The organism is Neobacillus niacini (genome assembly GCF_048572935.1).
Classification (GTDB): Bacteria; Bacillota; Bacilli; order Bacillales; family Cytobacillaceae; genus Neobacillus; species Neobacillus niacini.
In genome coordinates this window covers 2,933,184-2,947,158 of sequence record NZ_CP183883.1, presented here as the reverse complement: position 1 = coordinate 2,947,158, position 13,975 = coordinate 2,933,184, and the positions used below count along the sequence as shown (strand labels likewise).

The window sequence follows — 13,975 nt, the reverse complement described above, 5'->3', positions numbered from 1 at the left end:
AAGCAATCTAAAACCATCTACTAACCGATTTTAACTTAAAATTCGACATTTTTCTACTATTTTTTGTGCATATATGCCCACCCACTCCTACTAATGCCCCAAGGAGTGCACCGCCGATCACTTCTTCCGGCTGATGGCCTAACATTTCCTTCAATTTTTTTGGAGATTCTTGTTCAAATTCTACACTTTCTTCTTTATCCACTTTTTCCATTAAATCATGCATGGAATTTACTTTTAAGGTAAGTTCACCTGTTTGTCGTCGAATACCTTGTGCATCATACATCACAATCAGACCGTAAACCAAGGATAAGGCAAAATCAAATGTTGGCAGCCCGCGTTGTAAGGCAATATAGGTGGTGAGTGTAGAAACCCCAGCTGAATGGGAGCTTGGCATTCCACCCGTTTGGAAAAAGAGGTCTGGGCGCCATTCTTTCTTCTTATAATAATGAATGGGAATCTTTAAGCCCTGTGCTAAAGCAATACTCGATAGGGCTAAATAAACACCTTTGTTCATTTTTATCACCTCTAATCTTTATTGTTTAGAAAGTTGAGTTTTATTATTCTTGCGTGGAAATACTAAAAAAATGGGAGGTGAACAGCGGTGAGTAAAAACGGTTCAAGAAATCGCGGTGTAAAGGCACCTGGAGTGAATCCACAAGGCTACGGTCAGGATGCGGAAATGACAGAAGACCCTAAAAGTAAATTAGAAAATGCTGCGAAAAAAAGCAACACTAAATAATTATTGGAAAAGGCTGTCCCATTTTTGGGACAGCCTAGGCTCTAGGAAACAACGGAGACTTCAAGCGGCAGCAGGCGATGTAAGCCGCGAAGTTCCAGTTCATTTAATTTATTTAGGGCTTTTTCTTTCTCAATCTTCAATCCAGCTTCTATAAGGTCACATGTCACTGGTACGTCACACTTAATTTCAGCAAGCATGCGTGATAAGTGAAGCATCTCTAAATCCTGCTCAATTTTCGTTTTGTGAGATTTTGAAAGTCGATCAAGATTCGATATAATCCCCTCAACATGCTCAAATTCCTTTAAAAGTTTAAGAGCAGTTTTCTCACCAATTCCCTTAACTCCAGGATAGTTGTCACTTGGATCACCCATTAAAGCTTTTAAATCGATCATTTGGCGCGGTTTGATACCTTTTTCCTCAAAGAAGGTAGCAGGAGTATGAACAAGGTAATTACCGTAGCCTTTCTTCAATAAGATGACCGAAATACTTTCATCCAGTAGCTGAAGGATATCTTGGTCACCAGTTAAGATTGAAACATGGGCATGCTCCCTTGCTTGATACGCAATTGTTCCAATACAATCATCAGCTTCATAGCCAGCTAACCCAATGTTAGGAATGTCAAAGGCTGCGACTACTTCCTTAACTAAATCAAACTGAGGAATTAATTCGACTGGTGCTTCACTACGATTCCCCTTATAGGCGTCAAATAATTCAGAGCGGAAAGTTTTACTGCCCATATCCCAACAAACAGCCACATGGGATGGTTTAAAAGCAGAAACTGCAGTAAATAAATGTTTAATAAAACCGTGGATTCCATTCGTCGGAATTCCCTTTGAATTTATCATAAACTGGCCTGTTACAGCGGTAGCATAAAAAGCACGAAATAACAGCGCCATTCCATCAACTAACATAAGTGAAGGTTTTTGATTTTCCAAGGTTTAGACCTCCTATCATATAAAAACAACACGATTTCTATTATAACATAAAAACCTATTCTATTTTGTTTTCTTGATAGGAAATCCAGTCGCTAAAACTTCCCAAGTAAAGTTTTACCTTCTCATAACCAGCTGCTTTTAAAGCTATAAAATTAGGTGCCGCCGTCACACCTGAACCACAATAAACAATGATTTCGTTATCAGGATGAATGCCTGAGAATCGTTGTTTTTGTATCTCTGGCGGCTTATAATAGCCAGCATTGAGTCCTTCGAACCATGGCTTATTAAGTGCACCAGGTATCCGCCCAGCTTTTTTATCAATAGGTTCTTCTAAACCTAAATAGCGTTTTTCTTCTCTCGAATCAATTAGGACTACGTTGGCTTTCTGTTCCTCGGCTGCTGCTTTTACTTCTTCCATATTTGCAATCAGGGAGTACTTAATGTCAGACTGGAAGGCAGTCTTTTTAAAAGCGGGAACCTCAGAAGTCACAGGAAAGTTTCCTTCTTTCCAGCCTTTAAATCCTCCATCCAAAACAAACACTTTTTCATGTCCGAGATATTGCAGCAGCCACCAGAACCGTGCAGCAAACGCACCTTCGCCCTGGTCATAGGAAACTACTGTTGTGTTTTTATCAATACCTGCAAGTTCAAGTTTATGAATAAACTCCTTTAAGTCTGGCAATGGGTGCCTCCCGCCATGTTCCGAAACCTCGCCCGATAAATCTTTATCAAGATCAAAATAACAAGCTCCAGGAATATGATTGTGTTCATATTCCTGTCTGCCCTTTTTAGGGTCAGCTAATGAAAAAGAGCAATCCACAATACGGACATTCTGATCATATAAGTTTTTTAATAGCCATTCCTTGTCGATCATTACATTCATAGTCATCCCCCAATGAAATTATTTCATAGACTCTTCCAGCTTTTGATATACCTCTTGTAATTTCTCGATGGATACACCACCATCTAGAGCGGTAAGAAGACTTACATAGTAATCATCTGCCTGCTGCTCTATCTGAGCGATTAACTTTTCGAATTGATCTGATACAATACCCGCGTAATAGGCAGTTAGTTTTTCACCTTCAAATTTTAAGTAATGATCAGCAGGGACATTTAATACCTGATACAACTCATCACTCATCAACTTCTTTTCATTTTTTTCAAAAAACGACTTTGGATTTTTAAAATAAGATAATGCTTTCGTAAACAGCTGTTTATTTAAATCTCTGAAAGCTAAAGGGAACTCAATCTCCCCTTCATGTTTCATCTCAAATGTTGAAAATGACAAGTCCTTATTTATTTCCCTCATGCTGCGCGTTAGCCCCGTATAATAGTCGGCTAAAACCTTTCCAGCAAAAGAGTCCAGTCTGACAGTCGTTGCACGGAGCTCCTGTGCGAAATCGAAGCCTATACTTTCTAACAGCTCATCTAAAGCCGATTGTAAAGCCTTCTTTAAATTTCTTCCATCATCTCTCAACACTGAAGGATTAAAAGCTTCTTTAAAAAAGTCACCAAACCGGAGGAAAACCCTTTGTTTAATATAGTAAAGTAGTTCTTCACCTTCTTGGGTCATTCGTTTTTGCACAACATCTGCTGTTTGTTTTTCAAGTAAAACCTTAATCATAGTTTTTTGTTTTTCGATTTCAGTGCGTTTTTTGTCCTTTACAGTTTGGTCTTCTTTGGAACTTTCAACCAATTTTCCTACTAACTCATGAACACGATTTAACTCATTACCTGCTGAAGTGATTGCCATTTCTGTTAAATCATTTGAAATAAAATGATAGAAATCGCCTTCAAAACTTCCCATGCCTGATCTTGCCCCTGTGTTCGGCACCAATTTTTCCTTTAGCGCTAACAAACTAGATAATGGATAGAGGTGTGGTTTGCGAATCCCATATTTTATTAATTGCTCTGTTACATATTCCGCTACGGTTTCCTTTTCTTCCTCATTTTCAGCTAGGTCAATTGCGTTTATAATAAAGAACATTTTATCGAGCTGGAAGGAATCCTTTACCCGGCCGAGCTGGATTAAAAACTCCCTGTCTGCTTTTGAAAATGCATGGTTATAATACGTAACAAACAAAATCGCATCAGAATTCTTTATATAATCAAATGCTACTCCTGTATGGCGGGCATTAATCGAGTCTGCCCCTGGTGTATCAACGAGGGTAATACCTTTGCGCGTCAATTCACAATCATAGTAAAGTTCAATCCATTCTACAAAGCACGACTTTTCTTCTAATGCCACGAAATCAGCAAATTCGTTTAAGTCTGTTTCTAATACTGTTCCAAGCTGCTTTCCGTGGAGGAGGAAGCCTTTTTTAAATGCTTGTAAAAAAGCATAGTGCGTTTTTTCCGCTACACCCTCCTGCCCCTTATCGAGCATAACCTTATCAATTTCTTTCACTGCACCTTCTAAGGCAGTAGTTTGCAGGTCAAATAACTTTAATGATCGGTTGATATCCTCGAGCATGGAGTTCTCTTCCTTAAATTTCACTAGGACCGTGCCATGCTGATATTGATCATTTACAGGTTTGATTTTATTAATGGCCGCCGTTGTAGGATTGGGTGATACTGGAAGTACCTTTTCCCCCATAAGTGCATTCGCGAATGAAGACTTTCCAGCACTGAATGCCCCAAATAAAGCAACCGTGAACCCTTTATGAGCCAAACGGTCTGCTTTGTCTTCCAATTCCTTGGCCAGCTTTTGAAAACCTGGCAGAACGTTTATTAGCTTTGAAGATTGCTCTAAACGAGTAACCATACTTTGTACCTGGTCTCTTGCTTTTTCTGTTTCATTTTTCCTGATTACACTTGTTTCTTCCTTGACGACCGGTAGAAGAGGTTCATTTTTTCCAATGGCATTAGGCTTCGTAATTGACTGACCCTTTATGACTTCAGCGTCCTCTTCTTCCTGATTAAAAAGTAAATACTCATCATCTCTATCTTCTACGTATTCATGTAATAAGTTTACTACTGTTGATTCTTTAAGGGCAGTTTCTGTTTCAAATTTAGTTATTTCCGATAGTGCACTGACATAATTTTCAATACTTCGGAAATCTTCTGTATACATATCTCTTAACTTTTTTGTTTGAGCTGCCAATACTGGCATAAAAGCGTTTTTAAAATCTAAAACGGCATCTCTTGCTATTTTTTTGATTCCATTTGCCAAGTCCTCTGTGTAATGAAGCACATATTCACCAGAAACTCTCGCACCTTGCTTAACTGTATGAACAATCAAATCGATTGGAACTTCGACAGAAAATGATTGTGCTTTAGTTTGTAACTCTTGGTCATCTAGGCTATGTCTTTTTAGGATAGCAATCAGATATTCACGCAAATGCCATTCAAGCTGTGATTTCGTTCTCTCTACCAAGTCTTGGAAAAGTCTGTCAAGACGTGCATTCTTTTCTTCTAACGTTTTTTGTTTTGAAAAAAGGAATCCTACCTTAAATTCTGGTTGAGCGGCTTCAAGAAATGCCTCTGCTAACTCTCTTGTTTGAAACGGCATTAAATAAGCATTATTCAAAATCTTAGCTATTTCTGTATCCACTTCTTTTTCAGTTTCCTCGACCCCTTTCTCAAGTGTCGTGAGGTTTGCGCTGATGGATTGGTAGGTTTGTGTTAGGTCCTTTTTTTCGTCCTCAGGCAGCTCATTTAAAACTTCAAAAAACGGCTGAAGTTCATCTTCTCTTTGGTTCCGAGCTTGTTCTACATGATCTTGTGCTATTTTTCTCAGTGAATTAAAAATGGATTGCTGTAAAAGGTGATTCTTATTTTGCAATTTTTGTGCGATAAAAGCTTTTAATTCACTAAATTCATTGAGTTTATGGTCTTGGTACTTTAATGAAGTATAAAAGATTCGTGTTGGCTTAACCCCCCATGCAGCGAAAGAACCAGTAACGCTATCTTGAAATTGGCGGAACGACAGCTCCTCTTCTTTGTGCTTATCCACTTGGTTAATAACGAGGTAAACCTCTTTTCCTGCTTCCGTTAACTCTTTTGTAAATAAAAAGTTCAGCTCCGCTTGGACATGGTTATAATCCATCACATATAAAACTAAATCTGCCAGGTGAATGGCTGATTCTGTTGCGACCCTGTGTGCATCATCAGCAGAATCAATCCCCGGAGTGTCCATAATAACCGTATTAGCAGGCAGCTGGGAGTCAGCATGGCTGATTTCGATTTCCTTAATCTGGTCTCCATCCTTGCAGTAATTCTTTACTAATTCATAATCATACGGTGCTAAGTACACCCGCGGCTTTTCATTTTTGAAAAAAACCTTCGCATATTCCTCACCCGACTTTACCTTTACGAGGTTCGCACTGGTGGGAATCGGGCTTGATGGCAGCAAATTCTCGCCGACCACTTTGTTAATCATCGTTGATTTTCCCGCTGAAAAGTGACCGCAAAACGCAATCATAAATTCCCTATTTTGCAGTTTTTTTGCTAATTGCTTTGTTTTTTCTGCGTTTTCTATATCACCGTTTTTGATAAGGTATTCATATAAAGCAAGGATTCTGTTTTTAAGTGAAGTTAAAGTTTCTTGCTTATTAGCCGTTTGCACCATAGTCTTTTCCCCTTGTTCACAACTTTGTAATATTTTATATTTTATACGATAATTCAAACTTTTCCTATCGTGAAAACTTAAATTGTTAACATAATATTCACTTCTTTTATTTTATTCCTTAGGTACAATGAAGGAATACAGGAAGGATGTGGATTATGGCATTTAAGGATCGGACCGAGTCAGATGAGTTAAAGAATTTTAGGTCTTTGGACAATCGTATGATATTACCAAGTAAGGAAAAACAAATCTATTCAAACTTAGAAAAAGGATACGAAGGTGAGGTGAAGTTTGATCAGTTTACTGAAAGGCTGAATCCAAATAAGTTTCTGATATTGAATGATTTATTGCTTGAGACGAATTCTACTAGTTTTCAAATAGATTCATTTATCATCAGCCAAGGGACCCATTTTCCTTGTGAAGTAAAAAATTTTGAAGGGGACTATTATTATAAATCCGACCAGTTCTTTGCAATGAATGATACTGAGATTCAGAATCCGCTGGACCAAATAAAGAGAAGCGGCACATTGATGCGGCAAGTTTTACAAAAGATTAAATACTCTACTTCCTTAAAATCAAACGTCTTCTTTGTCAATCCCACATTCACCCTCTATCAAGCACCATTAGAGCAACCAATTATTTATCCAACTCAGCTTACTAAATTTTTCGAGGAATTAAATGCGAGAACGTCTACGCTTTCCGATGACCACTATAAACTAGCGGAGTTTTTAGTGAAGGAACATAAGACAGGCTCTCCCTACACGCGGCTACCAGCATACACCTATGAGAATTTGAAAAAAGGGTTAACCTGCCGCTCTTGCTGTTCCTTTTTCGTAAAGGCCGGGGAGACTAAAATTGTGTGCAGCGTATGTGGCTGTATAGAGAATATAGAGGATGGGATATTGCGATCTATACGGGAGCTGAAGCTTCTTTTTCCAAACATAAAAATTACCACTAATTTGGTATTTGAGTGGTGCAAGGTAATCGAATCTAAAAAGCAGATTAGGCGGATATTGAAAATACACTTTAATGCATATAGAAGGGGTAAATATACCTATTACGAGTAAAAAATTTATTATTTAATTTCAATTAGAATTCTGTAGTTACCCAAAATCCTTGTTGCGCTTGGTTTCGGTCATTATAAGAGCTCATAGGTACCCAAATCCATTTTGGAGGTTCGGTTCGGTCGCTATAAGAGATCTATATTTACCCTAACCCTTTTTCCAGCTTCGGTTCGGTCACTATAAGAGCTCCATAGTTACCCTAACCCTTTTTCCAGGTTCGGTTCGGTCGCTATAAGAGCTCCATAGTTACCCTAACCCTTTTTCCAGCTTCGGTTCGGTCACTATAAGAGCTCCATAGTTATCCTAACCCTTTTTCCAGGTTCGGTTCGGTCGCTATAAGAGCTCCATAGTTATCCTAACCCTTTTTCCAGGTTCGGTACGGTCGCTATAAGAGCTCCATAGTTACCCTAACCCTTTTTCCAGCTTCGGTTCGGTCGCTATAAGAGCTCCATAGTTACCCTAACCCTCTTCCCGCTTTGCTTTGGTCACTATAGGAGCTCTTAGTTACCCGATCCCTTTTCCCAACTTTGCTTCAGTCACTATAAGAGCTCCATAGTTATCCAAGATCCTTGTTCAGCTTTGGCTCGTTCACTATAGGAGCTCCATAGTTACCAAAACCCTTGTTCTACTTGGTTTCGGTCACTATAGGAGCTCTATAGTTACCCTAACCCTTTTTCAGCTTCGGTTCGGTCATTATTAAAGCTCCATAGTTACCCTAACCCTTTTTCCAGGTTCGGTTCGGTCACTATAAGAACTCTCGGTTATATAGGTGCCCTCTTCATTTTCATAACTAGATTTCAAAAAAAATAAGCCAAGGATACCACCTAGGCTTATTAACAAATACCGTTAATGTGTTACATTCTTCAAGACGTGCTTCATGACAAATGCGTATATGATTACCGTTCCACCTACAAATGCAAAAGCCATATTGACACCTTCCTATCCGCTCGATTGTGATGAGAATGATTTTCATTCTTCTTTAAAATTAGGATATCACAACTGATAATCATTTTCAACATAGATAAGTTAATTGTCATATTTATTTAATAATTTCGGTAGAAATCGATTACAATTTTCAAAACTTCCTTCGTATTGAGTGAGTTCCCGCAGTGCTTTTTCCTCTGCTGGTATTCTGATTGACAGCAAGAGTATATTTAATATCGTAAACAGACACGCTGTCACATATGCACCGAACATCAGTGGTACGACCAAAAGTTCAATGGAAACTACCAAATAATTCGGATGTTTGATAAACCGATATGGGCCTCTTCTAACAACGTCAACATTAGGTAAAACGATAATTTTGGTATTCCAATATCGGCCAAGTGAAGAAATCGCCCAAACTCTAATCAGCTGCGCACAAACAAACACCGATGATAAAAATGGCCAGTAAACAGAAACCTCACGAGAAAAAGTAAGTTTCTCAAAAAGTAAAACAACAAAAAACATAGAGTGCATCAACACGATAAATTGATAATGCCTCCTACCAAATTCAAACGCTCCCTGTTCCTTCATCCACTTCTCATTTCTTCTAGCAATCATTAACTCAAATAAACGTTGAACAATTAATACTGAAATAAATATAAAAAAAGGAATCATCCTTTACCCCCATTTTAGTAAAAGCAACTCTGAACTAAATCCTGGTCCAAGAGCGGTGCACATTCCATAAGCACCTGCTTCCCCACCCTTTTCCATAAATCGTCTAAGGACATACAAGATGGTCGCCGACGACATGTTTCCAAATTGCTTCAGCACCTCAAGAGAAATGTCAGTCATCGAATCATGTATTCCTAATGATTTAATATAAGCTTCAATGACTTTTTTTCCTCCAGGATGTGCAATAAAATAGTCAATATCGGACAGCTGGAGTCCATTCCCATTTAAAAATTTACTAACATTAGGTTTTAGCCACTCCTCAATAATACTTGGGATATCTCTGGAAAAGACTACGAATAGTCCTTGGTCGCGTATATCCCATCCCATAACATCTAAGGAATCCGGCATTAACGTAGATTGAGTTTCAATTATCGCTGGAGCCGTCTTTTTTGCGCAAAGATCGTCAATGTTGACCTCATCACCACAAATCAATGCACATGCAACCCCATCAGCAAATAGTGAGGTCCCAATTAAATTACTCTTAGAAAGGTCGTTCCTTTGAAAGGTTAGACTGCAGAGTTCAACCGAAAGCACTAAGACCTTGGAATCTGGATAGGCTTTGCAAAATTCAAATGCACGCGATATTCCGGCAGCACCTCCGGCGCAGCCAAGCCCCCAAATGGGAATTCTTTTGGTGTTTTCCTGAAACGGTAATCGATTCATGATTCTTGCCTCTATGCTGGGGGTTGCCATACCTGTTGTTGAAATATAGAATATCGCGTCAATTTCTTCACAATGTATTTCTTTAGCTAAGAATGTCTCATTTTTAAGGCATTTCTTAATTGCCTGCATTCCCAATGTCACAGCAGATTCAATATAGGCATTGTTTTTATCTGCAAATGAATGGTCTTCTCTATACCAGACAATATCTTTTACGATGTGTCTTTTTTCGATTTGACCATTTTGGAAGGCTTTAAGCAGCCTTTCGATATCCTTAAATTTTTCTGAAAAAAGTTCCCTGGCAAAGTCAATCGCTTGCTCTTGTTTAATTACAAACTCCGGAACTGCTTCTGCTACTGAAAGAATCGTTGGCATTCGTTTAATCTCCTTGATTGTAGGTAATGGTATTTTTTCCAAAATAAGGAGATATATGTACAAAAAAAAGCTTCCCTGCTTGAGGGAAGCCAACGTTTTGAAGGTTGTTGTTGTTGTGCTCTTTGATTATAACTGAAATGCTGCAGCTAAATCATTACGAAAACATTTCCAATTTTCTTAAAAGCCTTGAATGGCCATTACTCCAATAAATAAAAAGCACCTGATTACGGCGCTTTATCAGCTTTTACTGTTTCTCTGATTGAGCTTGAACCTCAATTTTAATCTTTTTGTCTGCTAAGGATCCACAGACTTTACAATATTCAATTTGGTCATAGAGGAGACGGCATGGTTCACAATAATATTTTTCCATTCGTAACACGCTCGCTTCTCAAAATTTAGATACATCTATAATTATTCTATGAAAAAGTTTCAAATTTGTGACAACTATTGATAAAACAGGCTTTTTAGATCATAACAGAGATAATCAATTACTTTTATCACAGGTAATATGTGATAGTTCACAAATTAGCCACAAGTTCAATCCTATTATTGTGATATAAATCACTGTTATATCAATTTATTACTATTAACATAGTACTTATCTAAGGAATGAACATTTTGTGAACTGTCAATTTTGTTATTTTATCTTCACAATTGTTTTGTATTATGAAAGAGAACTTATTATTTTTATTTAACTATTCTGAAGGGAGTCTTGGGGGATGGCGAAAGCGGAATTGAAAACAAACAAAAAAACAGAAATTGAAGACAGCTCTTCTCTTAAAGGGACATTAGCGTCCGTTTTCTTTTTGGGAATCTTTTTAGTTGTCACTTGGGTAAGTGTGTACTTCTTATTTTTAGACCGTTTTTAGAGAGGGAAAGGGGAAAAAACCATGCATATGCATAAGTTTGAAAAAATTTGGCTTATATTCGGTATAGGCGCACTAGTGGTTTTCTTATCTGTAGTAGGCGTAAGCGCTTTTTATTTAGGAAACAAGCCGCCAAGCTGCTTAACTACTATTGATCCAAAAAAAGTTGATACCCAGGCTCCATTTGATAAGCCGGGATTAAACAAGGTCGAAGGAAAAGAATGGGACTATGAATTAGTGTATGTCGCTTCTGCCTTCTTCTACAATCCTGGCGAAGTAGAAGTGCCTCTTGGAGCGAAAGTAAAAGTTATTGCGACAACAAAAGACGTTGTACATGGTTTTCAAGTAGCTGGAACAAATATCAATATGATGCTTGAACCAGGTTATGTTAACGAGATTGTCACAACATTCGATAAAGAGGGCGAATACTTAGTGGTATGTAATGAGTACTGTGGTACAGGTCACCACTTAATGAGTTCTAAGATAAAGGTGGTTAAATAATGAGCAGCCAAACAACAAAATTAAAAGTTGATCCACGTGATGGAAAGCTTGCGATGGCACACTTTTATGTTGCCTTTATCGCTTTAGCTTTAGGCGGGCTAATGGGATTACTGCAAACCCTTGTCCGCTCTGGTAAATTTGAACTTCCATGGGGTATTGATTATTATCAAGTTTTAACTGTACATGGCGTTTTAATGGGTCTTGTTTTAACCACGTTCTTTATAATGGGATTCCAATATGCTGCTGTCAGCCGTACAGCAGGTACTCATTCACCAGCAGCACGCCGGATTGGCTGGATTGGATTTTGGGTAATGACGGTTGGAACAATTATGGCGGCAACAATGGTTTTACTGAAAGAAGCTTCTGTTCTTTACACTTTCTATGCACCATTAAAAGCACATTGGATTTTCTACTTAGGTATGACATTTGTGGTTGTTGGCAGCTGGCTTGATGGTGCTGCCCAAATTATGACTTATGCAAGATGGCGTAAAGAAAACCCAGGTAAACCTAGTCCATTGTTAAGCTTTATGGCTATTATAAATACAGTAATGTGGATTGTTGCAACACTAGGTGTCGCGTCAACCGTATTATTCCAGTTACTTCCATGGTCACTTGGCTTGGTAGATACCGTTGATGTCCTTGTCAGCCGTACATTGTTCTGGTATTTCGGGCACCCGCTCGTGTATTTCTGGTTACTTCCTGCTTATATGTGCTGGTATGCGATTATACCAAAAATTATTGGCGGTAAAATTTTCTCAGATTCTTTAGCACGTTTATCTTTTATACTGTTTTTACTATTTTCCATTCCAGTTGGTTTTCACCATCAACTAACTGAGCCTGGTATTGATCCAGCGTGGAAATTTTTACAGGTAGTTTTAACGTTCATGGTTATCATCCCGTCATTAATGACAGCATTTTCTTTATTTGCAACGTTTGAAAGATATGGTCGTTCTAAAGGGGCCACTGGACTGTTTGGCTGGTTCAAAGTTTTACCTTGGAAAGACGCTCGTTTTACAGTTCCATTCATTGGAATGGCAAGCTTTATCCCTGCTGGTGCAGGCGGTATCATCAATGCTTCCAACCAAATGAACCAAGTGGTTCATAATACTATTTGGGTAACAGGGCATTTCCATTTAACTGCGGCAACCTCTGTTGTGTTAACATTCTTTGGAATTACTTTTTGGCTTGTTCCGCACTTGACTGGACGTAAGTTAACGAAAGCAATGAACAAATTAGCAATTATTCAAGGTTGGGTTTGGTTTATCGGAATGGCCTTTATGTCAGGTGCTATGCATTTCCAAGGTCTTCTTGGCGGTCCTAGACGTTCAGCCTTCTCAACATACGGCGATTCAGCGCAAGCAGCTGAATGGATTCCTTACCAAATTGCACAAGCAGTTGGTGGCTCTATTCTATTCCTTGGAATCATTTTAATGCTTATTATTTTTGTTAATCTTGCTTTCTTTGCACCTAAAGGAGAAGAAGAATTCCCTGTAGGTGAAGCAGAGAATTTAGAAGAAAAAGCACCAATGATATTTGAAAACTGGAAATTATGGCTGGGTATTACAGCTTTACTTATCCTTTTCGCTTACACTATACCATTTATCGATATGATTCAAAATGCACCTCCAGGATCACCAGGATTTAAAACATGGGGTTCTTGGTAAAAATGCCAAAAAGGCTTCATTTATAGTGAAGCCTTTTTTTGTTGAATTTTTAAGGTTGTTTTCGGCAAGTTTACCAGAATAACTGATAACAAGATAATAACAGTTCCAACAAATTGGAGGACACCGAAGTTTTCATTATACAGAAAAACACTTAGTAATGTGGCAGCCACAGGTTCTACGGTTGCGATAATAGAAGCTTTACTGCTCTCCATTCTCTCAAGGCCCTTTGTATATAATAAGTAAGCTATTACGGTTGGAAATAACCCTAAACCTACTCCGTAAAGGATGACTTCCCTATTTATTAACAGACTTCCTTTCTCAATAAGATCTGTAAATAGAAGTAACGTTATTGCGGCAACTAAGAAAGTATAAAAAGTAACCGTGAATGGGCGATATTTTGCTAAAGCAAATTTTCCGAATATAGTATATAAAGCGTAACCGAAACCGGCGCCTAATCCTGTTAATATCCCAACAAGATTCAATGATGGCGTATCTTTTAAACTAACTCCAACAATTAAAACACAACCTATCAATGTCCCAATTACTGAAATGATTTTCCTGCTATCCATCTTTTCTTTTAAAAATAAATAAGAAAGAATCACTACAAAGGTAGGAGCAGTATAAAGTAAAATAACAGAAAATGATAGACTCAATTGGTTAATAGAAGTAAAATAACACCAATTAAATAGAACAATACTGAAAATCCCGGTTCCAATGAAGTATTTACTATCGACAAAATGAATTTTCATTTGTCCTGGATATTTTATTATGCCGATTATCCCAAGCAGCAACACTGCTGTGACTACCCTCAAGGTAACAATCTCCATTGAAGTAAAACCTAAAATAGCTAATTTTCTAACAAAAATTGCGATGATGCCCCACAAAGCTGCACTGACGGCAATCATCATAATTGGTCCAATCTTCCCCATTACACACACCCTTTATGAA

Annotated in this window: 12 protein-coding genes; 5 read left to right on the top strand and 7 right to left on the bottom strand. The window is 38.1% G+C overall.

What is annotated here, in order from left to right; all coding sequences use genetic code 11:
* Nucleotides 1-7: 7 nt before the first annotated feature.
* The gene (locus ACN6MT_RS14400; protein ID WP_419956315.1) at nucleotides 8-514 is read right to left on the bottom strand and encodes a divergent PAP2 family protein; all 507 of its coding nucleotides are present in this window, start codon (nucleotides 512-514) and stop codon (nucleotides 8-10) included.
* An 87-nt stretch (nucleotides 515-601) separates the two neighbouring features.
* On the opposite strand from ACN6MT_RS14400, the gene sspL reads away from it, so the two are divergent.
* Complete coding sequence (gene sspL / locus ACN6MT_RS14395) at nucleotides 602-739, top strand: small, acid-soluble spore protein L (RefSeq protein WP_306073616.1); 138 nt, start codon at nucleotides 602-604, stop codon at nucleotides 737-739.
* A gap of 41 nt (nucleotides 740-780) precedes the next feature.
* Here sspL and ACN6MT_RS14390 read toward each other — a convergent pair whose 3' ends face one another.
* Genes ACN6MT_RS14390 through ACN6MT_RS14380 form a run of 3 tightly spaced genes read right to left on the bottom strand, consistent with a single transcriptional unit; the run spans nucleotide 781 to nucleotide 6,244 of the window.
* A complete protein-coding gene (locus tag ACN6MT_RS14390) occupies nucleotides 781-1,674 on the bottom strand; it encodes a 5'-3' exonuclease (protein ID WP_419956314.1) in 894 nt (297 codons plus the stop codon).
* Nucleotides 1,675-1,729: 55 nt separating this feature from the next.
* On the bottom strand, nucleotides 1,730-2,557 hold the full coding sequence (locus tag ACN6MT_RS14385) for a sulfurtransferase (RefSeq protein ID WP_419956313.1): 828 nt from the start codon (nucleotides 2,555-2,557) through the stop codon (nucleotides 1,730-1,732).
* Between the two features lie 18 nt (nucleotides 2,558-2,575).
* Nucleotides 2,576-6,244 (bottom strand): dynamin family protein, encoded by a 3,669-nt coding sequence (locus ACN6MT_RS14380; protein ID WP_419956312.1) that lies wholly within the window; start codon nucleotides 6,242-6,244, stop codon nucleotides 2,576-2,578.
* 155 nt (nucleotides 6,245-6,399) lie between these two features.
* On the opposite strand from ACN6MT_RS14380, the gene ACN6MT_RS14375 reads away from it, so the two are divergent.
* Entirely contained in the window at nucleotides 6,400-7,308 is a 909-nt protein-coding gene (locus ACN6MT_RS14375) for a nuclease-related domain-containing protein (RefSeq protein ID WP_419956311.1), read from the top strand.
* A 1,023-nt stretch (nucleotides 7,309-8,331) separates the two neighbouring features.
* On the opposite strand, the gene ACN6MT_RS14370 is transcribed toward ACN6MT_RS14375, so the two are convergent.
* Together ACN6MT_RS14370 and ACN6MT_RS14365 are read right to left on the bottom strand one after the other, a co-directional pair.
* Nucleotides 8,332-8,904: an isoprenylcysteine carboxyl methyltransferase family protein gene (locus ACN6MT_RS14370; protein ID WP_419956310.1), complete on the bottom strand. Its 573-nt coding sequence runs from the start codon at nucleotides 8,902-8,904 to the stop codon at nucleotides 8,332-8,334.
* A 3-nt stretch (nucleotides 8,905-8,907) separates the two neighbouring features.
* Nucleotides 8,908-9,996 (bottom strand): type III polyketide synthase, encoded by a 1,089-nt coding sequence (locus ACN6MT_RS14365; protein ID WP_419956309.1) that lies wholly within the window; start codon nucleotides 9,994-9,996, stop codon nucleotides 8,908-8,910.
* Between the two features lie 719 nt (nucleotides 9,997-10,715).
* Between ACN6MT_RS14365 and ACN6MT_RS14360 the strand changes: the two genes are divergently transcribed.
* Genes ACN6MT_RS14360 through ACN6MT_RS14350 form a run of 3 tightly spaced genes read left to right on the top strand, consistent with a single transcriptional unit; the run spans nucleotide 10,716 to nucleotide 13,027 of the window.
* The gene (locus ACN6MT_RS14360; RefSeq protein ID WP_063251174.1) at nucleotides 10,716-10,865 is read left to right on the top strand and encodes a cytochrome c oxidase subunit 2A; all 150 of its coding nucleotides are present in this window, start codon (nucleotides 10,716-10,718) and stop codon (nucleotides 10,863-10,865) included.
* A gap of 21 nt (nucleotides 10,866-10,886) precedes the next feature.
* Nucleotides 10,887-11,363, top strand: a complete 477-nt coding sequence (locus tag ACN6MT_RS14355) for a cytochrome c oxidase subunit II (protein ID WP_063251175.1) — start codon at nucleotides 10,887-10,889, stop codon at nucleotides 11,361-11,363.
* A complete protein-coding gene (locus ACN6MT_RS14350; RefSeq protein WP_419956308.1) occupies nucleotides 11,363-13,027 on the top strand; it encodes a b(o/a)3-type cytochrome-c oxidase subunit 1 in 1,665 nt (554 codons plus the stop codon). The genes ACN6MT_RS14355 and ACN6MT_RS14350 overlap by 1 nt, the downstream gene beginning before the upstream one ends.
* A 20-nt stretch (nucleotides 13,028-13,047) precedes the next feature.
* On the opposite strand, the gene ACN6MT_RS14345 is transcribed toward ACN6MT_RS14350, so the two are convergent.
* On the bottom strand, nucleotides 13,048-13,956 hold the full coding sequence (locus ACN6MT_RS14345) for a DMT family transporter (protein ID WP_419956307.1): 909 nt from the start codon (nucleotides 13,954-13,956) through the stop codon (nucleotides 13,048-13,050).
* Between the last annotated feature and the right edge of the window lie 19 nt (nucleotides 13,957-13,975).